Genomic DNA, 21328 nt, shown 5'->3' with positions numbered 1-21328 from the left:
ACAAACCGCCCAAAAATCCAGATGGGGCTACTTTCTGCGGAAGATACCCACCATGGCTCCCTCAGCAGGCTTCCTGGCTTGCGGATCGGCGCCCGCCGCGCCTTCTCACCCGGCCTTGTTGGCCGGACAATGGCACCTTGCGGCGGACTCCCCGCTTACAGTGACCGGATCGCTCGGGACTTGCACCCGATTTCCTTTTACCCCAGCGGCGAGGCTGGGCACTGAAGGGGCTGATTTTTGTGTACGCTCTATCTTATCAGCACATCCGAGTCTATGTCAATGGAAGAAGAAAAAATTCCCGGCTGAGCGGATGCCCAGCCGGGAAAGAGGTGATGATTTAGGCGAAGAACTCGGCAAAGGAGCGCTTCTCGTCGATGGCGGCCATCATGTCTGCCATCTTGGAGAGGTCACCCGCCAGAATCACGCCGCACAGCTTGCCGGCGGTGAAGTAGTACCGTTCCAGGGTATTCCGGGCCTCGTCGCGGACCTCCACCGTCTTGTACTCCACGCCGGGCTGCTTGCCGGGGTCTCCCAGGGAGAACAGCTCGGTGCCCATACCGTGGAAGGCCAGCACCGGGGCGATGGGCTGGTAGGCCGCCAGCTCTCCGGCGGCGCAGGCGCCCGCCGTCTTGCCCTGCTCCTGGGCCTCAGGCCACAGGGCGTAGTTGACGCCCTGATACTGGGCGCAGTCACCGCAGGCGTACACGCCGGGCAGGTTGGTCTCCATGCGCTCGTTGACCACAATGGCCCGGTCGATCTCAATACCGGCGCTCTGAGCGATGGCGGTGTTGGCACGCACGCCGGCAGACACCACCACCAGCTGGGCGGGGATGATCTCGCCGCTGCCCAGTTCCACGCCGGTGACAGCCTCGCCCCCCTGGATGGACTGGATCTGCACGCCGGTCTCCACCCGGACCTGAGACTTTCCGCAGGCGTCCAGCAGCAGCGCCGCGGCCTGATCGTCCAGCTGACGGCCCATCAGCTTGGGAGCCAGCTCCAGGACGGTCACCTCAATGCCCGCCTTGCGCAGCTCCCAGGCGGCCTCCAGTCCCAGCACGCCGCCGCCGATGACCACAGCCTGCTTGAGGGCATTGCCCATGGCCTGGATCTTCTCCACGTCGCTGAGACGGCGGATGGCTACCACGCCCTGCTTGTCGTGGCCGGGGATGGGCGGGATGAAGCACTCGCTGCCCAGGGCGAAGATGAGCTTGGTGTAGGGCAGCTTGAAGCCGCCGTCCAGCTCCACCTGCTTGTTCTGGGTGTCCACCGCCACCACCTGGCGCTCCAGGATCTGGACGATGTTCTGGGCCTCATACCACCCGGCGGGATGCAGAGCCATCTGGTCGGCGGTGAGGCCGGAGAGCATGGCCTTGGTCAGCATGGGCCGCTGGTAGGCGGGGCCTTCGTTGGAGATGAGCAGGATGCGGCCCGTCTTGTCCCGCTCCCGGATGGCCTGGGCGGCGCTGACGCCGGCGCAGCCGTTGCCCAGGATGACGTAGGTGTTCTGAGTGTCGTTGCGGAAGGCGGTCTCCTCCACCTCTACCTCCACAAACTTGTCCCGGCCCACGCCGCACACCGGGCAGGTGTCCAGAGAGGAGTCGAAAATTTCGCCGCACACCAGGCACTTGACCAGCTTGCGGGTGCCGGAGCCCTTCTTCTCCTCCTTCTTCACGGGCACGTAATACTCGGGGCCGACGCCGCACACCGGGCAGCGCTCCTTGTCCGACTCGAACACCGCGCCGCACACTTTGCACCGCACCAGCTCCTCCTTGGGGGTCTTCTCCTCCCCGGTGAGGGGGACAAAGTGCTCGGGGCCAACCTTACAGACGGGACAGGCCTCCGCGTCGGCGTCAAACACCGCGCCGCACACGTCGCAGCGCACCTTTCCCTTGGGAGCGCGCTGGATGGGATGGAGGTTGTCCAGCACAGACTGGGCAAATTCCATGCCATATTCCCGGGCCTGTTTGAGCTGGTCCTCGCTGGGCTTGAAGCGCACCCGGAAGCCCTCCAGGGTCTTGAGCTTGAGCTGCTTGAGGCGCTCCATGATGTGGGGCACGCCTTCGCCGCTCCAGCCGTAGCTGCCGAAGGCGGAGGCCACCTTGCCCCCGTGGGTGCCAGCAAACATGCCGGTGGTCAGGTCCCAGATGGGCTTGAGGGCCTCACCCACGATGGTGGGGGTGCCCAGCAGGAAACCGTCGGCGTAGAGGAGCTCCTCAGCCACTTTGCCGGCGTCGGCCTCCACCATGTCATACAGGCGCACGTCGATGCCGCCCTTGTCCGTGATACCTTGGGCAATGGACTGGGCCAGCTGGCCGGTGTAGCCGTAGGCACTGACATAGGGAATAATGACGGTGGGCCGGGGGTTGGGATTGATGACGGTGGACCACTGCTCGTAGGTGTCCAGCATGTGGGGAATTCCCGTATCCAGCACCGGGCCGTGGCCGGGGCAGATCATCTCCAGCTCCAGGGGGCGCACCCGCTTCAAAGCGTCCAGCATAAAGCTCTTGAAGGGACCGATGATGCAGTCGTAGTAATACTTGGTGGCCTTCCAGTAGCCCTCCTGGTCGGTAACGGCGCTGGCCAGGATACCGTCGCAGGCGTAGTGGGAACCGAAGGAGTCGCAGGTGACCAGCACCTTGTCCTGCCGGATATAGGTGTACATGGTGTCGGGCCAGTGGAGGTTGGGAACCACCATGAACTCCAGAGTCTTGTCGTCCAGCTCCAGAGTCTGGCCGTCCTTGATGGCGATGGAGTAGAAATCCCGATTGACGATCTCTTTCAAAAAGTTGATGGCGCAGCCGGTGGCCACGATCTTCAGCCGGGGGTTGAGCTCCAGCAGGCGCTCCACGCTGCCGCTGTGGTCGGGCTCGGTGTGGCTGACCACCAGATAGTCCACCTGGTCGATGGGGGTGATGGAGCCCACCTTCTCCAGCCAGCTGTCCAGGCATTTGGCCTTAGCCGTCTCAAAAAGGACGGTATGGTTGGCGGTTTTCAGCACGTAGGAATTGTAGGTGGTGCCGTACTCGGTGTACATGATGATGTCAAACACCCGCAGGTCGTGATCCAGGGCGCCGGTAAAATAAAAACCGGGCTTGAGTTCCAGAATACCCATGTGCAATTCTCCTTTGTGTTAGTTTATTTGGGGCTTACCTGTATTGTATCCTATTTTGCTCCTGCCGCCAATGCTTTTTTAATCAATAACGCGAATTATTTTCGGCTGCCCAAAATATGAATAAATCGGATCTCCTGAAACTCATATGTGCTGAGCGGCCGGAAGTCGGAGTCCTGACTGTGGGCGGCCACTAACACGTTCTCCAACGTGGCGGGGAAACCCACCTCTACCACAACCGGGGTGTGTCCAAACTCATCCCCAGCAAAGCGGAGCTGGACAAAATCGCCGGGCAGAAGGTCCTCTATGGAGGCGGACACCCCCACCGGTCCCCGGTTTTCCTGCTTGCGGATCAAAAAATTATAAAAATAGGGCACTCCCGTCCAGGCGGGAGCTTTGTTGTTTGGGCCAATGTAGTACCAGCCCAAATCCGGGGTGTAATTCATAAAGGGCGCCCCTGCGTAGAGGCACTGGGAGGCGAAGTTGGTGCAGTCGCCCCCCAATTCATCAAAATTATAAAATCGTGGATTTCGGCTGAAGGCCCAGCGGTGGGCGTAGCGCACCGCCGCGTCCCGGTCGTATGGTATGAGCGGCATGGTCCTCTCCCCTTTCCGCCTATCCTATGCGGCCCGCCCATTCCGTGACAATAAAAAACGTGGGAGCGACGAAGAATGTCACTCCCACGTGATGCTTTATAACGGGCTTAGAGGGGAAACGAAGTTTCCCATAAAGTTCTTTTGTCTACTTTTCTTTCAAGAAAAGTAGATCAAACCTCCTTGCCGGAGAGGAAGCACTCCAGACGGTCCAGGCCGGCCTTGATGTTCTCCATGGAGGTGGCGTAGGACCAGCGGATGAACTCAGGGGCGCCAAAGCTGGTGCCGGGCACCACGGCCACCTTGCCGTACTTCAGGAACATGTTGCCGAAGTCGTCGGCGTCCTTGATGACGTGGCCGAAGAGCTCCTTGCCGAAGATCTTGCTGATGTTCATCATGACATAGAAGGCACCCTCGGGCTTGATGCAGGAGACGCCCTCGATCTGGTTCATGCGCTCCACCATGTAGTTGCGGCGCTCCTCAAAGGCCTCACGCATCTTCTCCACGGTCTCCTGAGAGGCGGAGAGAGCCTCGGCGGCAGCGGCCTGAGAGATGGAGCTGGGGGAACCGGTGCAGTGGCCCAGATAGTTGCCGATCACCTTGGAGATGGCGGCGGGAGCGGCCACGTAGCCGATACGCCAGCCGGTCATGGCATAGGACTTGGACACGCCGTTGACCAGCAGGGTGCGGGCCTTCACATCCTCGCCCAGAGCGGCGAAGCTGAAAAACTCCTCGTTGTCATAGGCCAAGCGGTAGTAGATCTCGTCGGAGATGACATAGATGTCCTTCTCCACACAGACCTTGGCGATCTCCTCCAGCTCCTTGCGGCTGTACATCATGCCGGTGGGGTTGGAGGGGTTGTTGAGGATCATGCACTTGGTCTTGGGGGTGATGGCAGCGGAGAGCTTCTCAGGAGTGATCTTGAAGTGCTCAGCCTCGGTCGCCTCCACCACCACGGGCACGCCGCCCACCATGCGGATGAGCTCAATGTAGCTGACCCAGTAAGGAGCAGGCAGGATGACCTCGTCGCCGGGGTTCACCAGAGCGCGCAGAGCCACATAGACGCAGGGCTTGGCGCCGTTGGAGACAGCCACCTCAGCGGGAGTGTACTCCACGCCGCAGTCCTCCTTCAGACGCTGGCAGATGGCCTTGCGCAGGGCCACAGTGCCCACAGAAGGCGTATACTTGGTGTCGTTATTCTGGATGGCCTGGATACCAACCTCCTTAATGTAATCGGGAGTGGGGAAATCAGGCTCACCGGCACCAAAGCCGATGACATCCAAACCGTCAGCCTTCATCTGCTTGAACATGGAGTCAATGGCCATGGTGGCAGAAGGCTCGATGGCCAGTGCAATCCGGGACAACTCTTTCATAGGAAACGCCTCCGTATCGTTATATTTGCAAGAATTCCTTCATAATAATGCAATTTACCTGTTCCGCTGCATGGAAAACTGCAAAACGGAGAGGCTTGCAATATTTGGGCGCTGTTCTAAAACCTTGCACTTCATTCCTTTGTCACAGCAAAAAACATTATATGCTTCTGCTTTCAAAAATGCAAGCCCATTCTCGTAAAATTTCAAAAGTTTTGCATCTCTCCTTTGGACAATATGCAAAAAGCGAGCTCCGGTGAAAGCCGGAGCCCGCTTGAAACAAAGGCAATATCAGATGCGCTCACAGATGAGACGGCCCATCTCCAAAGTGCCGATGGCCTTCTCCCCTGCCTTGGCAATGTCGGCGGTGCGGTAGCCCTCGGCCAGGACAGCGTCTACAGCCTGCTCCACGGCGTTGGCCTCGTCGGCCAGGTGGAAGGAGTAGCGAAGCATCATGGCCACGGAGAGAATGGTGGCGATGGGGTTGGCCTTGTCCTGCCCGGCGATGTCGGGGGCGGAGCCGTGGATGGGCTCGTAGAGGCCGGGGGCGGTGTCGCCAATGGAGGCAGAGGGCAGCAGGCCGATGGAGCCGGTGATCATGGAGGCCTCGTCGGAGAGAATGTCGCCGAACATGTTCTCGGTGACCACCACATCAAACTGGCTGGGGTCCCGGACCAGCTGCATGGCGGCGTTGTCTACCAGCACATCCTCGTACTCCACGTCGGAATACTCCTCGGCCAGACGGTGCATCACTTGCCGCCACAGGCGGCTGGTCTCCAGCACGTTGGCCTTGTCCACGGAGGCGACCTTCTTGCGGCGGAGGCGGGCCAGCTCAAAGGCACGGCGGCCAATGCGCTCGATCTCCTTCTCGGAGTAGGCCATGCGGTCGGAGGCCTCCTCTCCCCGGTCCTCCGTCTGGTAGCGCTCCTTCTGGCCAAAGTAGATGCCGCCGGTGAGTTCCCGGACCATCATCAGGTCAATGCCCTTGTCGGCGGTCTCCTTCTTCAGAGGGCAGGCGTCGGCCAGAGCAGGACGGAGAGCGGCAGGACGCAGGTTGGCGTAGAGGCCCAGATCCTTCCGGATGGAGAGCAGAGCGGTCTCCGGGCGCTTCTCGGGATCGGTAGAGTGGCCCCACTTGGGACCGCCCACCGCACCCAGCAAAACGGCGTCGCAGGCCTTGCAGGCCTCGGCGGTGCCGTCGGGGTAGCTCTTGCCCACCGCGTCAATGGCGCAGCCGCCCATGAGCACGTCGGTGTAGGTAAAGGTGTGGCCGAACTTCTTGCCCACCTGCTCCAGAACCTTGACGGCCTCCCCCACTACTTCGGGGCCGATGCCGTCGCCGCGGATGAGAGCGATTTTGTAATTCATTTCGCCACCCCCCGGGCCTTCAAAGAATTGAGCAGGCCGCCGCTTTCAATGATGCCCTTGATGAACTCGGGGAAGGGCGCGGCCTGATAAGTCTTACCGGTGGTCTGGTCGGTAATCACACCGGTGGTAAAGTCTACGTCTACCTGGTCGCCGGGCTGGATCTCCTCGGCGGCCTGGGCGCACTCCACGATGGGGAAGCCGATGTTGATGGCGTTGCGGTAGAAGATACGGGCGAAAGAGGGGGCAATGACGCACTTCACGCCGCAGGACTTGATGGCCAGAGGGGCGTGCTCACGGGAGGAGCCGCAGCCGAAGTTGGGACCGGCCACGATGATATCGCCGGGCTGGACGGTGGAAGCAAAGTCGGCGTCGATGTCCTCCATGCAGTGGGAGGCCAGGGCGGCGGGAGAGGGGTCGTTCAAGTGGCGGGCGGGGATGATGACGTCAGTATCCACGTTGGCGCCGTATTTATAAACCTTCATCAGGTCTCAATCCTTTCTAAATCAATGTAGGAGTTTGGGGAACGGAATGAAAAAGGAAACCAACCGAAAAACGAAGAATCTTTCTGTCCTCCTCTCCCCTTCCGAAAACCCCAGAGGCGAAACGAAGTTTCGCGCAAAGTTCTTTGCTAAGCTTTCTTTCAAGAAAGCGTGCGGGGGTCGGCGACACAGCCGGCAATGGCGGAGGCGGCAGCCACAGCGGGAGAGGCCAGAATGACCTCGGAGGTGACATGGCCCATGCGGCCTACGAAGTTGCGGTTGGTGGTGGAGACGGTGCGCTCCCCTTCGGCCATCACGCCCATGTGTCCGCCCAGGCAGGGACCGCAGGTGGGGGTGGAGACGGCGGCGCCAGCCTCGATGAAGGTCTCAATCAGTCCTTCTTTCATCGCCTGGAGGACGATCTCCTGGGTGGCGGGGATGACAATGCAGCGCACGTTGTCGGCCACCTTCTTGCCCTTCATCACCGCAGCGGCGGCGCGCAGATCGCTGATGCGGCCGTTGGTGCAGGAGCCGATAACCACCTGGTTGATGGGCAGACCAGCCACCTCAGAAACCACCTTGGTGTTCTCAGGCAGGTGAGGCATAGCCACGGTGGGCTCCAGCTTGTCCAGGTCGATGACCACCTCGCGGACATACTCCGCATCGGCGTCGGCCTCGAAGGCCTCGCAAGGGCGGTTCACCCGACCGCTGATGTACTCCATGGTCTTCTCATCCACAGGGAAGATGCCGTTCTTACCGCCGGCCTCGATGGCCATGTTGGAGATGGTGAAGCGGTCGTCCATGGAGAGAGAGGAAACGCCCTCCCCGGCAAACTCCAGGGACTGATAGAGGGCTCCGTCCACGCCGATCTCGCCGATCAGGTGGAGGATCACATCTTTACCGGAGACCATGGGCTGGAGCTTGCCCTTCAAGGTCACCTTAATGGCGGCGGGCACCTTGAACCACAGAAGGCCGGTGGCCATGGCGGCGGCCATGTCGGTGGAGCCGATGCCGGTGGAGAAGGCGCCCAAAGCGCCGTAGGTGCAGGTGTGGGAGTCAGCGCCCACAATGATCTCGCCGGGAGCGCACAGGCCCTTTTCGGGGAGCAGGGCGTGCTCCACGCCCATCTGGCCCACGTCAAAGAAATTGGTGATGCTGTGCTTGTGGGCAAAGTTGCGGGCCTTCAGGCACAGCTCAGCGGACTTGATGTCCTTACAGGGGGTGTAGTGGTCCAGGACGATGGAGATCTTGTCCTTATCAAAGACCTGGCTGAAGCTGGCCTTCTCAAACTCGGTGATGGCCACGGGAGTGGTGATGTCGTTGCCCAGGACCATGTCCACCTTGGCCTCGATGAGCTGGCCAACCTCCACGTGGTCCAGCCCGGCGTGCTTGGCCAGGATTTTCTGCGTCATTGTCATACCCATATGTAACTTCCTCCTTCAGGAATGTTCTTTCCCTGTTATCCTAGCAGAGCTCTTGCCAAAAGAATGTAAACCATGTTACAATCTGAAAAAATGTTTTGGGAGGGATCTCCTCGATGGACCAGCTCCACCACATGGAATTGAACCTGCCGCCGGACATCTGGCGGCCCTTTGCCCAGCAGCGGTGGGCCATCCGGTGCCCGGCGGGCTACCTCATTTATTTACAGAACACGGCAGCCACCTGCTTCTACTATTTAAAATCCGGCCAGGTGAAAAGCTTTATCCAATCCCCCGACGGGGGCGAGCGGGTGCTGAACCTGTATCAGGAGGGAAGTCTATTCGGGGAGGCCTCCTTCTTTGACGAGCTGCCCCGGGTGTCCTCCGCCGTGGCCATGACCCCCTGCGAGCTGGTACCCATCGACCGGGAGCTGCTGAGCCGGGAGTTTGCTGCCCATCCGGAGCTGGCCCTGGCCATGATGAAGTATCTGGCCCGCACCGTGCGGCTCCTCTCCGACCAAGTGGACCAGATGGCTTTCCGGCCCGCCCGGTGGCGGGTGGCCCGGTTTCTCACCGTCAACGCCGACGGAAACGGCCAGGTATCCTGTCCCCAGGAGGAGATCGCCGCCACCATCTCGGTGAGCCGGGTGACCGTCAGCCGCATCCTCAATCAGCTTGCCCGGGAGGGGCTCATTTCCCTGGGCTACCGTTCGGTGCAGATTTTGGACCGTCCCGGCCTGGAGGCGCTGTGCGAGTGAACTCTCCCCTGCCTTTCTGCCCATGCCTTTCGCAAGGAAAGGCATGGGCTTTTTCTTGTTTGAAAAAATTGATTTTTCCCTATTGACAAGGATCCTTGTCAATGCTATTCTAACGATGACAAAGATGGTTGTCAAAACGACATAGATTCTTGTCACGAAAGGAGACTGCAATATGCCGCTTGGAAACCGACTGAAAGAGCTGCGGGCGGCGAAGGGGCTTAACCAGCAGGGGCTGGGATCGCTGGTGGGCGCGTCCCGCCAGACCATCAGCCTCATTGAGCGGGGGGACTACAACCCCTCCATCACTTTGGCCCTACGCATCGCAAAGGTATTTGGAACGACAGTAGACGAGGTATTTTATCTCACCGAGGAGGATGAGGAACAATGAAAAAGGAACGTAGCAATAAAGTAATCTATGCCCGGTTTGCAATTACGATTCTGGTGTGTGCCGCTTTGGGCGGCGTGGCGGGCTTCTGTGCCGCCATGGCAGGAAAAAATTTACTTGATTCCGCAGACAGTCTGAACATGGCCCTGGCGTCTCTGGGCCAGCTGTGGTTTATCCCCGGGTATGTGCTGCTGTTGGTGAGCACCATCTATTATCTCCGAGGTAAAGCCCTGCTGCCCCAGGCGGAGGCAGATGACGACGCCTTTCAGGAGTCCGACCGTCGGCTGTGCCTGTCCCTGATCCTCTCCGGAGCGGCCGTAGTGTGGCTGTTTATCGCCCTGGGCATTAACGGACAGACTGATTGGGCCAACAGCCAGGCCATGTGGCTGGGAGACCATATCCTGCGCATCGGCGGCCTGATGGAGAACGTACTGTTTATTGTCAATCTGGTCGTTCAGCTGGTCTGGGTGGTGGCCCTCCAGGCCCTGACGGTGAAGGCCACCAAGGTCATCCACCCGGAGAAGAAGGGCAACGTATTTGACAGCAAGTTCCAGAAGGACTGGTTCCGGAGCTGCGACGAGGCCGAGCAGCAGCAGATCGGCCAGTGCAGCTACTTCTCCTTCCGGGTGATGAGCACCCTTTTCCCCATCGTGATGCTGGTGCTGTTTATCTTGGCCGACAACGGCCTGGCCCCGTCGGGCTGGATTTTGCTGGTGGGCGGGCTGTGGATGGTGCAGCTGATGAGCTATCAGTGCATGGCATATATCCTGGACCATGGAAAAAAGAAACGTAAGGCCTGAAAGAAAGAGAAACGAGGAGCCTGAGCAATGCGCTCAGGCTCCTCGTTTCTCTTTCATTATTTAATAAGGAAGTCCAGCGACCCCGGCGGATTCTCTGTCCCCTTCTCCAGCAGGGACACCAGGGCAGTAATGGTCCCCTCGATCTCCTCTTTCGTAGATGGAACAATGGTATTGTCCATCTTTACTGTGAGAATGATGAGCACCATCTCGGCCAGCTCGTCGGGGTGGTCAAAGTGGATCTCTCCGGCCTGGATTCCCTGACGGATGATCTCGGCCAGCACCGGCTTGAGCTCAGTGATCAGGTGGTTCATGTAGGTCTGATGGAGAAAGGCCTTCTCCTGGGCGCCGGCCCCATCCCCGGTACTGGCCTCCGACTTGGAGTACTCCGTGGACGAGGAGCGGCAGGCCTGGAAGATCATAGCCATGCGAGTAAAGGGCGGGATATCCTGCCGGGCGGACAGGCTCTGGGCCGTTTTCAGGGGCGCTTCGTAATTGCGCTGGACCAGAGCCTCCACAATGGCGTCCTTGGAGGGAAAATAATAATATATGCTCCCCTTCCCGATCCCCGCAGCCTGAGCAATATCGCTGACGGAGATGGTCTGTACGCTGCGCTCCCGCAGCAGCTGCTGGAGCGCGTCTAAAATCAAATCATATTTTTTCTGGTCCTTGGCCATGGTGTTCCATCCTTCTCGCTTAAATTTTACCAGCACCTTCATTTTTTACAGTATAGCACAGTTTTTCCCAGCACAAATGAAATAATTACCAAATCTTTCATTTTACTTGTTAATTGGAAGGAAAATGTATTGACCGGCGGTCGAAAAAAGGAGGATCCCAATGACATACGCAGACATGTTTTCCGAAGTAAAAGGTATGCTGGCGGGAGCAGATGTCAGTGATATCCAGGAGCATCTGGCCTACCAATTCAACATCATCGGGGAGGCCGAGGGCATCTTCTACGCCGAGGTCAAGGAGGGCAAGCTGTACATCGAGCCCTACGAGTACTTTGACCGGGACGTGATGTTCATCTGCACTGCGGACACCCTGTTTAAGCTGGCCAAGGGCAAGACCGACCCTGTGCTGGCCTTTACCACCGGCAAGCTGAAGGTGGAGGGCAATATCGACAAGGCTCTGAAGCTGGGCGACCTGCTGGCCCGGGAGAGAAAGGGCTGATTTTATGGGATTGCTGAAAAAAGCCGCCGTTTTGGCAGGTCTGGCGGCTGCGGCAGAGGGTCTGGGCACCGCCTACTTCTACCGCCGCACCATGATCCGCACCAACGCCAAGCCGGAGCGCAGCGCCAAGATGTCCGGCATCGACTGGAGCCAGTACTACCCCCGGATGCACGAGAACCGGGACTGGCTGCTCCAGCAGCCCCATGAGGAGGTTGGTATCCTCTCCCATGACGGTCTGAAGCTCCACGGCACCTACTTTCCCGGTCCGGGCAACAAAGTGGTCATCTGCTTCCACGGCTACACCAGCTATGGTATGGGCGAGTACCCCAGCCTGGCCCGGTGCTTTATGAGCCGGGGCTTTGGCGCTTTGATCATCGACCAGCGCTCCCACGGAGAGAGCGAGGGCAAGTACATCGGTTTTGGCTGCATGGACCGGCTGGACGCTCTGGAGTGGATCCGCTGGACCGTCGACAAGGTTGGGCAGGATGCCCAGATCATCCTTCACGGCGGCTCCATGGGCGGCGCCACTGTGTGCATGGTCAGCGGCCTGGACCTGCCTCCCCAGGTGAAGGGCATTATCTCCGACTCCGCCTTCACCTCCCCCAAGTACGTGTTCACCCACGTGCTGCACAGCATGTACCACCTGCCTGCTACCCCCATGATCCCCCTGGCCGATAAGGTCAACAAGCGCTTGGCAGGCTACGGCCTGGACGACTGCAACGCCGCCCGGGAGGTACGAAAGGCCAAGGTCCCCATGCTGTTCATCCACGGCAGCAAGGACACCTTTGTCCCCCCCTATATGTGCGACGAGCTGTATGAAAACTGCGCCGCGCCCAAGACCAAGCTTATTGTGGAGGGCGCAGGCCATGTGGAGAGCTACTATAAGAATACCCAGGAGTACGAAGAGGCCCTGGACAAATTTATTGGAGGAATTATCAAATGATGCGCAAACATAAAGGTTATCCGGTTTATCCCCTGACCGTAGCGCAGAAATTTCACCTGTTCTATCTCCCCTACTGCCCCAGCGCGGCGGTCATGAACATCGGCATCCGTCTGACCATCCAGTCCGAGATCGACTGGGACCTGCTCAAGCAGTCCATCTACCAGGCCTATGACCGCTGCGAGGGCATGCGGGTCCGCTTTGCCAAGGACAAGGACGGCACCTACTACCAGTACGTGGTGGACAAGGAAGAGCGGGACATCGAGTTTGTGGACTTCTCCCAGGGCACCCTGGAAGAGGCCGACAAGGTGATGCAGCAGTGGACCACCGTCCCCTTCCCCATGGAGGATGCCCCCCTCACCCGGGTGGTGATGATCAGCCTGCCTGACGGCTTTAACGGCGTGTACTTCCTGGGACACCACATGATCGTGGACGCCCAGTCCCTCATCGGCTTCCTGAAGGACATCATCGAGCTCTACTGCAGCCAGAAGTATGAGGGCGTTCCCGCTCCCAAGGAGATGGCCTCCTACATTGAGCAGATCCAGAAGGATCTGGCTTACGAGGCGGGCAGCAAGGCCCAGCTGCGGGACATGGAGTTCTTCCAGAAGGAGATCGAGTCCTCCGAGCCCATCTACAACGGCATGAAGGACACCGACAAGCTGGAGGCCGCCCGTCAGATGTTCCAGAACCCCAACCTTCGCACCGCCTTCAACGCCTCCGGCGACACCACCTCCGCTCTGGATATCTTCCACCTGGAGGGCGAGCCCACCCAGCGGCTGATGAACTTCTGCGAGGAGTACCATGTCTCCCTGGTGTGCCTGCTGCTCATGGGCATGCGCACTTACTTCCAGAAGGTGAATGGCCACGACGATGTGTCCATCAACAACGCCATTGCCCGCCGCGCCACCCTGAAGGAGAAGAAGTCGGGCGGCACCCGCATCCACTCCTTCCCCTTCCGCACCTGCTTTAGCCAGGACATGAAGTTCATTGATGCCATCTACGCCATCCGGGACAAGCAGAACGAGTATTTCCGCCACGCCAACTACGATCCCACCGCCTACTTTGCCTACCGTGCCAAGACCTATCCCCAGCCCCACGCCGGTTTGACCTATGAGCCCATCTCCCTGACCTACCAGCCCCTCACCCTGAAGGAGAAGGGCCTGGATCAGTTGGGCGACATCCGCTACACCACCAAGTGGTACCCCAACGGCATGACCCCCCAGGCTGTGTACCTGACCGTCATGCACCGCCCCGAGGACAACGGCCTGGACTTCAACTTTGAGCACCAGGTGAAGGCCTTCTCCCGGGAGGAGCTGGAGTACTTCTACTACTACCTGTGCAAGATCATGTTCAAGGGCGTTGAGAATCCCGACCTCACCATCGGTGAGATCATCAAATTAGTGTAAAAGAGGAATCGGATTATGTTTGAGAAATTGGTTGAGATCATCTGCAACTACGTGGAAGTGGAGCCCAAGAAGATCACCTCCGACTCCCGCTTTATGGAGGACCTTGGCTTTACCTCCTTTGACTTTATGAGTATGCTGGGCGAGATCGAGGACACCTTCGACATCGAGGTGGACGAGACCGAAGTGGTCAAGATCCGCACCGTGGGCGAGGCCGTGGACTACATCCAGAGCCTGGCTGACTGAGAACAGGAGTAAGAACTATGACCAGTACCATCCGCGAGATCCTGGTGGAGGCCCAGCAGCGCTTTGGCCCCGAGGTGGCCGTGCGCTATAAGGTGGGCAAGAACCAGATTGAGGACAAGACCTACAACCAGCTCCGCCAGGACAGCGAGAGCTTTTCCAGCGCCCTGGCCGCTCTGGGCGAGCAGGGCAGCCACATCGCCGTCATCGGCCCCACCTCCTACCGCTGGATGGTGACCTATCTGGGCATCGTCAACAGCGGCAGCGTGGCCGTCCCCCTGGACGCCTCCCTCCCCGCTGCCGACGTGTGGGAGCTGCTGGACCGGGCCGATGTGACCACCCTGGTGGCTGACGCCGCCCGCAAGGATGTGGCCGAGGGAGCCAAGGAGCACTGCCCCAAGTTGAAGCACGTGGTGCTCATGCAGCAGGAAGAGCACAGCGACGCCGCCCTCTCTCTCCCCCAGCTGCTGACGGAGCACCAGGTTGCCTTTGACTTTGAGCCCCAGCCTGACCAGCTGTGTACCATCATGTTCACCTCCGGCACCACCGGCAAGAGCAAGGGCGTCATGCTCACCCACCGCAACCTGGCCGAGAATGCCGGCAGCATCAACATGGACCTGCCTGAGCGGATGGTGCTGCTCTCCGTGCTGCCCATCCACCACGCCTACTGTCTGTGCCTGGACGTGCTCAAGGCCATCTCTCTGGGCTCCATTATCTGCATCAATGACTCCCTGCTGCGGGTGATGAAGAACATCCAGTTCTTCAAGCCTGAGATGATCCTGATGGTCCCCCTGATGATCGAGACCATCGCCAAGAAGCTGGAGGACAACACCCTGTTGCCCCCCAAGCTGGTGAAGAACGCGGTGTTCGGCAAGCAGCTGACCAAGATCTCCAGCGGCGGCGCTTACCTGGACCCCTCCTACATCGACCTGTTTGAGAAGTACGGCATCACCATCCTCCAGGGCTACGGCATGACCGAGTGCTCCCCCGTCATCAGCACTACCCGGCCCTGGAACATCAACAAGAACGCCGTGGGTCAGCTCATCGATAACTGCGAGGCCAAGACGGTAGACGGCGAGCTGTGGGTCCGGGGCAGCAGCGTGATGCAGGGCTACTACAAGATGCCCGAGGAGACCGCCGCCACCCTGGAGGACGGCTGGCTGAAGACCGGCGACCTGGGCTACGTGGACGAGGAGGGCTTTGTCTACCTCACCGGCCGCAAGAAGAATCTCATCATCACCAAAAACGGCGAGAACGTCTCCCCCGAGGAACTGGAAAACAAGCTGGGCGTGGAGCGTCTCATCCAGGAGGTGCTGGTGCGGGAGAACAAGAGCGTCATCGAGGCCGAGATCTTCCCTGACTACGAGTACGCCAAGAAGAAGCACATCAAGGACGTACGCGCCGCCCTCCAAGAGATCATCGACCAGTACAATCTCCAGGCGCCTCCCCACAAGAAGATTTACAGCCTGATCGTCCGGGAGACCGAGTTCGAGAAAACTCCCTCCAAGAAGATCAAGCGCTTTTAAGAAAAAAATCTCCGGTTCCAACGAACCGGAGATTTTTTCTGCTTATTTTAACTGTTCCGGGTAGTCGACATCGTCCAGCTCCCGTTCTGACCCAGCCTGGATAACCAGGCAGGGCTGGCCCGGGCGGTTCATCAGCTTTCGCCCGCCCCGGTCTCCCTCCAGCGCCATCAGGTCCGGGAGCAGCCGGGCGGAAAATAGGGTGGGCGTGCCCACACGCTCCCCAAAGGCGGCGGTGGCGGTCCAGGTATCCGGACCCGCCGCATCCAGCAGGCGGGAAATGGTTTGGGATGTGATCCAGGGCTGGTCGGCGGGGAGAAAGAGAATGAAGTCCCTCTCCTCTACCCTGCCCAGGGCCTGGAGGCCCGAGCGGATGGAGTAGGCCTGGCCCTGTTCGCTGTCCGGACTGTCCACCGCCTGAGCGCCGACAGCCTGTGCAGCCTCCCGAATTTCCGGGTAGCGGGAGACCACGGTGAGGGTGCAGTCCTCCCGCGTCCGGCACACTTCATTCAAAGCGGCCAATCCCCAGGCAAACAGGGGCTTTCCGTTCAAGGGAGCCAGCAGCTTGTTGCCCCCGAAGCGGCGGGAAGAGCCCGCCGCCAGCAGAATGAGGTGGTTCATCCCTTGGCCTTCATGGCCATGAGCACCTTCTCCGGGGTGATGGGCAGCTCCCGGTGCCATACGCCGGTGGCCCGGTAGATGGCGTGGGCGATGGCGGGAGACGGGGTGTTGATGACGATCTCGCCGATGGACTTGGCGCCGAAGGGACCGGTGGGCTCGTAGCTGGACTCAAACTCCACCCGCAGGTGGCCCATGTCCAGCCGGGTGGGGATCTTGTACTGCATAAAGGAGTTCTCCAGCAAGTTGCCCTTCTCGTCGTAGGTGATGCCCTCAAAGAGAGCCATACCGATGCCCTGGACGATGCCGCCCTCGGTCTGTACCCGGGCAAGGTTGGGGTTGATGGGGGTACCGCAGTCCACCACGGCCACGTAGTCAAGAACCTCTACCCCGCCGGTCTCCTTGTCCACTTCGATCTCGGCCATGCCTACCATGAAGGGAGGCGGCGAGACAGGAGAGGTGTGGGTGTAGGTCACCTGGACAGGAATGGCGTTGCCGCACATGGACTTGGTGGCAATGTCCATGAGGGAAACCTCTCCCTTGCCGTCCAGACGGCGCACGCCCTTGCCGGTAAACTCCACGTCCTCTGGTTTGCAGTCCATCATCTGGGCGGCAATGGCGCAGAGATTTTCTTTCAGCTGCTCGCAGGCCCGCTCTACCGCTTTGCCGGTGACGTAGGTGGTGGAGGAGGCGTAGGAGCCCGAGTCGTAGGGGGAGGCGTCAGAGTCAGCGCCGAAGACCGCGATGTTGTCCACGGGGCAGTCCAGGCACTCGGCGGCCATCTGGGCCAGGATGGTGTCACACCCGGTGCCCATGTCCGCCGCGCCGATGGACAGGTTATAGAATCCCTCGTCGCTGAGCTTGATGGTGGCCGAACCCACGTCCACCCCGGAGATACCGGAGCCCTGCATGGCCATGGCCACACCGGCGGCGCGCACCTTGCCATTGCCCATATCCCGCACAGGGAACTTCTCCTCCCAGCCAAAGAGCTGGGCGCACCGGCTCATGCACCGGTCCAGGGCGCAGGCGTTGGTCTTTTCGTTGTAGTAGGCGGGCATGACCTGGCCCTCCCGGACCATGTTCTTCTCCCGGATGGCCACCGGGTCCATGCCAAGAATGTCGGCCAGCTCATTTACCGCCGACTCCACGGCGAAGATGCCCTGGGTTGCACCGTAGCCGCGGTAGGCTCCGGCGGACTGACGGTTGGTGTACACCACGTCGTAGGCAAAGCGGAAGGCCTCCAGGTTGTTGGTGTACAGGGGGATGGACTTGTGGCCAGACAGGCCCACAGTGGTGGGGCCGTGCTCGCCGTAGGCTCCCGTGTTGGACAGGGTGTACACATCGATGGCACGGATGGTGCCGTCCTTGCCCGCGCCCAGGCGGACGTGGACCTCCATATCGTGGCGGGGGGAGCTGGCGATAAGGCTCTCCTCCCGGGTGTAGATCATCTTGGCCGCCCGGCCGGTCTTCCAGGTGACAAAGGCGGGGTAAATTTCCGCTACCACCGTCTGCTTGGCGCCGAAACCGCCGCCGATGCGGGGCTTCTCCACGTGGATCTTGGACTTGGGAATGTCCAGGGCGTTGGCCAGAATGCGCCGGACGTGGAAGACGATCTGGGTGGAGGAAATAACATGGAGCCGCCCATAGGTGTCCATCTCGGTATAGGTGCGGAAGGTCTCCATCATAGCCTGGTTGCAGGCGGGGGTGTGGTAGACATGGTCAATGACATAGTCACACTGGGACAGAACGTCATCCACGTCTCCGTCCGAGCACACCTCGCTGGCGCACAGGTTGCGCTTGTTGTCCGCGCCAACCGGGCACAGAGAGCGCCAGTTTTCCTCGGGGTGCACCAGAACAGGGCCGTCCAGGGCCTCGTGGGGGTCCAGTACCGCCTCTAGCACCTGGTACTTCACCTTGATGAGCTTCAGCGCCTTGTCTGCGGCCGCCTCATCCTCGGCGGCCACGATGGCCACAGCATCGCCCACAAAGCGGACGCGCTGATCCAGAATCAGACGGTCATAGGGAGAGGGCTCGGGGTAGGTCTGACCCGCCATGGTAAAGCGCTTCTGGGGCACATCCTTGTAGGTATATACGGCAACCACGCCGGGCACCTTCTGGGCCACGTCGGTGTTGATCTCCTCAATGAGGGCGTGGGCGTGGGGGCTGCGCAGCACCTTCACCACCAGGCAGTTCTGAGGGGTCACATCGTCCACATAGGCGGGCTTACCCAGCAGCAGGGACATGGCGTCCTTTTTCCGTACCGGCTGGCCTACGGTCTTTAAGTTTTCCATCTCAGCCCCTCCCCTTCTTATGGTCCAGATAGGCACGAATGCCCCGCAGCTGTCCCTCGTACCCCGAGCAGCGGCACAGATTGCCCGCCAGATAGGCGCGGATCTCGTCATCAGTGGGGTCGGGGTTCTCCCGCAGCAGGGCCACGGTGTTCATCACAAAGCCGGGGTTACAGAAGCCGCACTGCTCCGCACCCTGGTCGGCGATAAAGGCGGTAAAGTCGGCGGCCTCCTCCTGAAGGCCCTCCAGAGTCTGGACGTGATGGCCCGCCGCCCGCAGAGCCAGCACAGAGCAGGACAGCACGGGAGTGCCGTCCATCAAAACGGTACAAAGACCGCAGTTGGCGGTCTCGCATCCCCGCTTCACGCTCAGGCAGCCCTGGGCGCGGAGAAAATCGATGAGCAGGGTGTCCGCTTCCACGGACGCGGCCACGGCCCGGCCGTTCAAGGTCAGTTTCAGTTCCATGTTAGCCCTCCTTCTCCATGGCCAGCAGGCCACGGCGCACCAGCACGGCGCAAATCTCCCGGCGGTAGTCCTCCCCCGCCCGCAGGCTGCTGCCAAACTTGGCCCGCTGGGCCACGTCCTCGCCAAAGGCCCGGGCGGTCTCCTCGGTCACGCCGCCGGAGAGCAGGCCCTTCTCGTCCCGGTACACCTGGGCCATCTGAGGCCGGGCACCAACGACGCAGGTATATTCCCCGTCCTTCTTGGACAGGGCACAAGTGAGGGTCGGGAAATCAGTGGAGATGTTCCGCTGGGACTGGTAGACCACCTGACGCGCCCCCTTGGGGATGAGCACGTGGGTCAGAATGTCATGCTGCTGCCGGGGCAGCTGGGTGAACTCCTCCAGAGACATCCGTCCGGCGTGGTGCAGCTCCACCTGGGCATCCAGAGCCAGCAGCAGGGTGAGCACGTCAGAGAAGCCGAAGCGGCCCCACAGGCTTCCGCCCACGGTAGCCAGATTGCGGAACTGCACGCCCACAATGTGGCGCAGGCTCTCCTCCATGGCTCCCTGGGTCAGCTCATTGAGACCGTGGTGGCGCTCCATCGTGCGCAGAGACACCATGGCCCCCAGACGGTAAAAGTCTCCGTCCTCCTCGATCTGGTCCAGACCCAAATCGCCCAGGTCGATGGCGGTGCCGATGGAACGCCGCTGCATCTTCAGCCAAAGCATTCCGCCCAGCACCACGTTGTTTTTCTTTTGGCACAGGTCGTAGGCCTCTTCCAGGCTCTGGACCCGTACATAATTTTTGATTTTCAGCACAGTATTTCCTCCCCGTTGCGGCATGCTGTGTATTCGTTTTATAAAGCATATTATTATACCATATTATTTCCCCTCTGACAAACCAAAATCCGGGCGGACCCGACAAAAATCGGATCCGCCCGGAAAAATTGACCGTATCAAGTTGAAATTTACGCCTTTTCCTTGGGCAGCAGGATGTTCATGATGATGGCCACGAAAGCGGCGGGCACGATGCCAGAGCCGCCAAAGACCAGCTGGATCCACTGGGGCAGGCCGGAGAGTACCGCGCTGTTGGCGCCCAGGCCGTAGCCCAGACCCAGAGCCACCGAGACGATGGACATGTTCCGGGCGGTGAGGGGCTCCTTGGTAATGAGCTGGATACCGCTCATCACGATGGAGGAGAACATGATGACCGCCGCGCCGCCCAGCACGCTCTGAGGCATGATGGACACGATGGCCGCCAGCTTGGGCAGCAGGCCGCACAGCACCAGGAACACGGCGCCGCAGGCCAGAGCGGTACGGTTGACGATCTTGGTCATGGTCACCAGACCCACGTTCTGGCTAAAGGAGGTGTTAGGCAGCACACCAAACAGGGCGGCGAAGGAGGAACCCAGGCCGTCGCACATGACGCCGCCAGCCAACTCCTGATCGGTGGCCTCCCGACCCATGCCGCCCTCCATCACACCGGAGATGTCGCCCACCGTCTCCACGGCGGTGACGATGAACATGATCATCACAGGCAGAATGGCCCGCAGATCAAATACCGGCTTGACAGGCATCAGAGCAGGAATGGAAACCCAGCTGGCCTGAGCTACCTTGTCCCAGTTGAGAACCCACGCCTTGGTGTACTCCACCCCGTCGGCGGTGACGCCGGTGGTGGACAGGAACAGGGGCAGAATGGCACAGATGATGTAGCCGCAGACGATGCCGATGAGAATACAGGAGGAGCTGGCCAGCCCCTTGGCCCCGTGCTTGAGAGCCAGGACGATGATCATCACCGCCAGAGCGATGAGCAAGTTCTCCACAGAGCCGTAGTCCTTGGCGCTGGTGCCGCCGCCGAAAGAGCCCACGCCCACGCTGATGAGGGAAAGGCCGATGGACAGCACTACGGTACCGGTGACCACGGCGGGGAAAAAGCGGCGCAGAGGCTTTAAGAACGCGCCCAGCACCGTCTCAAACAGGCCGCCTAAAATGGAAGCGCCCATAATGGTCCCATAGGCCACGATGCCGCCGCCCATCACGTTGACCACGCTCTGGAACACGCCGATAAAGCCGGAGCTGGTGCCCATGATGATGGGTACCTTGCCGCCTACCGGGCCGATGGCAAACAGCTGCACCAGGGTGACCAGACCGGCCACCAGCATGGCATTTTGCAGCAGCACCACCTGAATGGCGGCAAAGTCCTCTGCCCCGCTGGTGGCGGCGCACAGATTGGTGATGATAAGGATGGGGGTCAGGTTACCCACAAACATGGCCAGCACATGCTGAAGCCCCAGGGGAATGGCCTGACGCAGGGGAAGACGCCCAACAAAATCGAAGGGCGTCACAAATTGTCCGGAACGCTCCATGATCTTCCTCCCTGATATTTTTCTAGTGTGAGACCTATATTATATCAGATTTCT

20 protein-coding genes and 1 riboswitch are annotated in these 21328 nt (G+C 60.1%); of the genes, 8 read left to right on the top strand and 12 right to left on the bottom strand.

Annotation, left to right across the window (positions count from 1 at the left end; genetic code table 11):
* Positions 1-46 precede the first annotated feature (46 nt).
* Positions 47-241, bottom strand: a riboswitch (cobalamin riboswitch).
* A gap of 96 nt (positions 242-337) precedes the next feature.
* From ACEVJL_RS09800 to leuC, 6 genes are all read right to left on the bottom strand, one after another.
* Positions 338-3112: an FAD-dependent oxidoreductase gene (locus ACEVJL_RS09800; RefSeq protein ID WP_374737694.1), complete on the bottom strand. Its 2775-nt coding sequence runs from the start codon at positions 3110-3112 to the stop codon at positions 338-340.
* 95 nt (positions 3113-3207) lie between these two features.
* Positions 3208-3705, bottom strand: coding sequence for an amidase domain-containing protein (locus ACEVJL_RS09795; RefSeq protein WP_374737693.1), 498 nt, complete (start codon positions 3703-3705; stop codon positions 3208-3210).
* 170 nt (positions 3706-3875) lie between these two features.
* Positions 3876-5075: a pyridoxal phosphate-dependent aminotransferase gene (locus ACEVJL_RS09790; RefSeq protein WP_374737692.1), complete on the bottom strand. Its 1200-nt coding sequence runs from the start codon at positions 5073-5075 to the stop codon at positions 3876-3878.
* Between the two features lie 288 nt (positions 5076-5363).
* The gene (gene leuB / locus ACEVJL_RS09785) at positions 5364-6440 is read right to left on the bottom strand and encodes a 3-isopropylmalate dehydrogenase (protein ID WP_008980667.1); all 1077 of its coding nucleotides are present in this window, start codon (positions 6438-6440) and stop codon (positions 5364-5366) included.
* The gene (locus ACEVJL_RS09780; protein ID WP_008980666.1) at positions 6437-6922 is read right to left on the bottom strand and encodes a 3-isopropylmalate dehydratase small subunit; all 486 of its coding nucleotides are present in this window, start codon (positions 6920-6922) and stop codon (positions 6437-6439) included. The genes leuB and ACEVJL_RS09780 overlap by 4 nt, the downstream gene beginning before the upstream one ends.
* 158 nt (positions 6923-7080) lie before the next feature.
* Positions 7081-8343, bottom strand: coding sequence for a 3-isopropylmalate dehydratase large subunit (leuC, locus tag ACEVJL_RS09775; protein ID WP_374737691.1), 1263 nt, complete (start codon positions 8341-8343; stop codon positions 7081-7083).
* Positions 8344-8456: 113 nt separating this feature from the next.
* On the opposite strand from leuC, the gene ACEVJL_RS09770 reads away from it, so the two are divergent.
* The 3 genes from ACEVJL_RS09770 to ACEVJL_RS09760 all read left to right on the top strand — a co-directional run bounded on the left by ACEVJL_RS09770 (position 8457) and on the right by ACEVJL_RS09760 (position 10280).
* Positions 8457-9095, top strand: a complete 639-nt coding sequence (locus ACEVJL_RS09770; RefSeq protein WP_302667682.1) for a Crp/Fnr family transcriptional regulator — start codon at positions 8457-8459, stop codon at positions 9093-9095.
* A gap of 172 nt (positions 9096-9267) precedes the next feature.
* A complete protein-coding gene (locus tag ACEVJL_RS09765; protein WP_008980663.1) occupies positions 9268-9483 on the top strand; it encodes a helix-turn-helix transcriptional regulator in 216 nt (71 codons plus the stop codon).
* Positions 9480-10280: a DUF3169 family protein gene (locus ACEVJL_RS09760; RefSeq protein ID WP_374737690.1), complete on the top strand. Its 801-nt coding sequence runs from the start codon at positions 9480-9482 to the stop codon at positions 10278-10280. Before ACEVJL_RS09765 ends, ACEVJL_RS09760 begins: the two co-directional genes overlap by 4 nt.
* Positions 10281-10336: 56 nt before the next feature.
* Here ACEVJL_RS09760 and ACEVJL_RS09755 read toward each other — a convergent pair whose 3' ends face one another.
* A complete protein-coding gene (locus ACEVJL_RS09755; protein WP_020989614.1) occupies positions 10337-10954 on the bottom strand; it encodes a TetR/AcrR family transcriptional regulator in 618 nt (205 codons plus the stop codon).
* A gap of 160 nt (positions 10955-11114) precedes the next feature.
* Between ACEVJL_RS09755 and ACEVJL_RS09750 the strand changes: the two genes are divergently transcribed.
* The 5 genes from ACEVJL_RS09750 to ACEVJL_RS09730 are packed head-to-tail and all read left to right on the top strand — an operon-like array spanning position 11115 to position 15562.
* Positions 11115-11450, top strand: coding sequence for an SCP2 sterol-binding domain-containing protein (locus ACEVJL_RS09750; RefSeq protein WP_325207758.1), 336 nt, complete (start codon positions 11115-11117; stop codon positions 11448-11450).
* A 4-nt stretch (positions 11451-11454) separates the two neighbouring features.
* Positions 11455-12393 carry an alpha/beta hydrolase gene (locus ACEVJL_RS09745; RefSeq protein WP_374737689.1) on the top strand — a complete coding sequence of 313 codons (939 nt, stop codon included), beginning with the start codon at positions 11455-11457 and terminating at the stop codon, positions 12391-12393.
* Positions 12390-13796, top strand: coding sequence for a condensation domain-containing protein (locus ACEVJL_RS09740; RefSeq protein WP_374737688.1), 1407 nt, complete (start codon positions 12390-12392; stop codon positions 13794-13796). Before ACEVJL_RS09745 ends, ACEVJL_RS09740 begins: the two co-directional genes overlap by 4 nt.
* A gap of 15 nt (positions 13797-13811) precedes the next feature.
* Positions 13812-14039, top strand: a complete 228-nt coding sequence (locus tag ACEVJL_RS09735) for an acyl carrier protein (RefSeq protein ID WP_374737687.1) — start codon at positions 13812-13814, stop codon at positions 14037-14039.
* 17 nt (positions 14040-14056) lie between these two features.
* Positions 14057-15562, top strand: a complete 1506-nt coding sequence (locus ACEVJL_RS09730; protein WP_374737686.1) for an AMP-binding protein — start codon at positions 14057-14059, stop codon at positions 15560-15562.
* A gap of 42 nt (positions 15563-15604) precedes the next feature.
* On the opposite strand, the gene ACEVJL_RS09725 is transcribed toward ACEVJL_RS09730, so the two are convergent.
* From ACEVJL_RS09725 to ACEVJL_RS09705, 5 genes are all read right to left on the bottom strand, one after another.
* Entirely contained in the window at positions 15605-16180 is a 576-nt protein-coding gene (locus ACEVJL_RS09725; protein ID WP_374737685.1) for a nucleotidyltransferase family protein, read from the bottom strand.
* Complete coding sequence (locus tag ACEVJL_RS09720) at positions 16177-18468, bottom strand: xanthine dehydrogenase family protein molybdopterin-binding subunit (RefSeq protein WP_374737684.1); 2292 nt, start codon at positions 18466-18468, stop codon at positions 16177-16179. The genes ACEVJL_RS09725 and ACEVJL_RS09720 overlap by 4 nt, the downstream gene beginning before the upstream one ends.
* Before the next feature lies 1 nt (position 18469).
* Positions 18470-18931, bottom strand: coding sequence for a (2Fe-2S)-binding protein (locus tag ACEVJL_RS09715; protein WP_235396608.1), 462 nt, complete (start codon positions 18929-18931; stop codon positions 18470-18472).
* 1 nt (position 18932) lies between these two features.
* Positions 18933-19727, bottom strand: a complete 795-nt coding sequence (locus ACEVJL_RS09710; protein WP_325207762.1) for an FAD binding domain-containing protein — start codon at positions 19725-19727, stop codon at positions 18933-18935.
* Positions 19728-19876: 149 nt separating this feature from the next.
* A complete protein-coding gene (locus ACEVJL_RS09705) occupies positions 19877-21274 on the bottom strand; it encodes a uracil-xanthine permease family protein (protein ID WP_302667690.1) in 1398 nt (465 codons plus the stop codon).
* Positions 21275-21328 lie beyond the last annotated feature (54 nt).

Origin of the sequence: Flintibacter porci (genome assembly GCF_041925195.1) — a bacterium.
Classification (GTDB): Bacteria; Bacillota; Clostridia; order Oscillospirales; family Oscillospiraceae; genus Lawsonibacter; species Lawsonibacter porci.
The sequence above is the reverse complement of the archived record's forward strand: the minus strand, read 5'-3'. Positions and strand labels throughout refer to the sequence as shown.

Excerpts from the sequence above, each read along its gene's own strand:
- ACEVJL_RS09760 (WP_374737690.1), top strand. The coding sequence starts at position 9,480 with ATGAAAAAGGAACGTAGCAATAAAGTAATCTATGCCCGGTTTGCAATT.
- ACEVJL_RS09735 (WP_374737687.1), top strand. The coding sequence starts at position 13,812 with ATGTTTGAGAAATTGGTTGAGATCATCTGCAACTACGTGGAAGTGGAG.
- ACEVJL_RS09705 (WP_302667690.1), bottom strand. The coding sequence starts at position 21,274 with ATGGAGCGTTCCGGACAATTTGTGACGCCCTTCGATTTTGTTGGGCGT.
- leuB (WP_008980667.1), bottom strand. The coding sequence starts at position 6,440 with ATGAATTACAAAATCGCTCTCATCCGCGGCGACGGCATCGGCCCCGAA.
- ACEVJL_RS09770 (WP_302667682.1), top strand. The coding sequence starts at position 8,457 with ATGGACCAGCTCCACCACATGGAATTGAACCTGCCGCCGGACATCTGG.
- ACEVJL_RS09790 (WP_374737692.1), bottom strand. The coding sequence starts at position 5,075 with ATGAAAGAGTTGTCCCGGATTGCACTGGCCATCGAGCCTTCTGCCACC.
- ACEVJL_RS09795 (WP_374737693.1), bottom strand. The coding sequence starts at position 3,705 with ATGCCGCTCATACCATACGACCGGGACGCGGCGGTGCGCTACGCCCAC.
- ACEVJL_RS09720 (WP_374737684.1), bottom strand. The coding sequence starts at position 18,468 with ATGGAAAACTTAAAGACCGTAGGCCAGCCGGTACGGAAAAAGGACGCC.
- ACEVJL_RS09800 (WP_374737694.1), bottom strand. The coding sequence starts at position 3,112 with ATGGGTATTCTGGAACTCAAGCCCGGTTTTTATTTTACCGGCGCCCTG.
- ACEVJL_RS09750 (WP_325207758.1), top strand. The coding sequence starts at position 11,115 with ATGACATACGCAGACATGTTTTCCGAAGTAAAAGGTATGCTGGCGGGA.
- ACEVJL_RS09715 (WP_235396608.1), bottom strand. The coding sequence starts at position 18,931 with ATGGAACTGAAACTGACCTTGAACGGCCGGGCCGTGGCCGCGTCCGTG.
- leuC (WP_374737691.1), bottom strand. The coding sequence starts at position 8,343 with ATGGGTATGACAATGACGCAGAAAATCCTGGCCAAGCACGCCGGGCTG.
- ACEVJL_RS09755 (WP_020989614.1), bottom strand. The coding sequence starts at position 10,954 with ATGGCCAAGGACCAGAAAAAATATGATTTGATTTTAGACGCGCTCCAG.
- ACEVJL_RS09725 (WP_374737685.1), bottom strand. The coding sequence starts at position 16,180 with ATGAACCACCTCATTCTGCTGGCGGCGGGCTCTTCCCGCCGCTTCGGG.
- ACEVJL_RS09740 (WP_374737688.1), top strand. The coding sequence starts at position 12,390 with ATGATGCGCAAACATAAAGGTTATCCGGTTTATCCCCTGACCGTAGCG.
- ACEVJL_RS09745 (WP_374737689.1), top strand. The coding sequence starts at position 11,455 with ATGGGATTGCTGAAAAAAGCCGCCGTTTTGGCAGGTCTGGCGGCTGCG.
- ACEVJL_RS09730 (WP_374737686.1), top strand. The coding sequence starts at position 14,057 with ATGACCAGTACCATCCGCGAGATCCTGGTGGAGGCCCAGCAGCGCTTT.
- ACEVJL_RS09765 (WP_008980663.1), top strand. The coding sequence starts at position 9,268 with ATGCCGCTTGGAAACCGACTGAAAGAGCTGCGGGCGGCGAAGGGGCTT.
- ACEVJL_RS09780 (WP_008980666.1), bottom strand. The coding sequence starts at position 6,922 with ATGAAGGTTTATAAATACGGCGCCAACGTGGATACTGACGTCATCATC.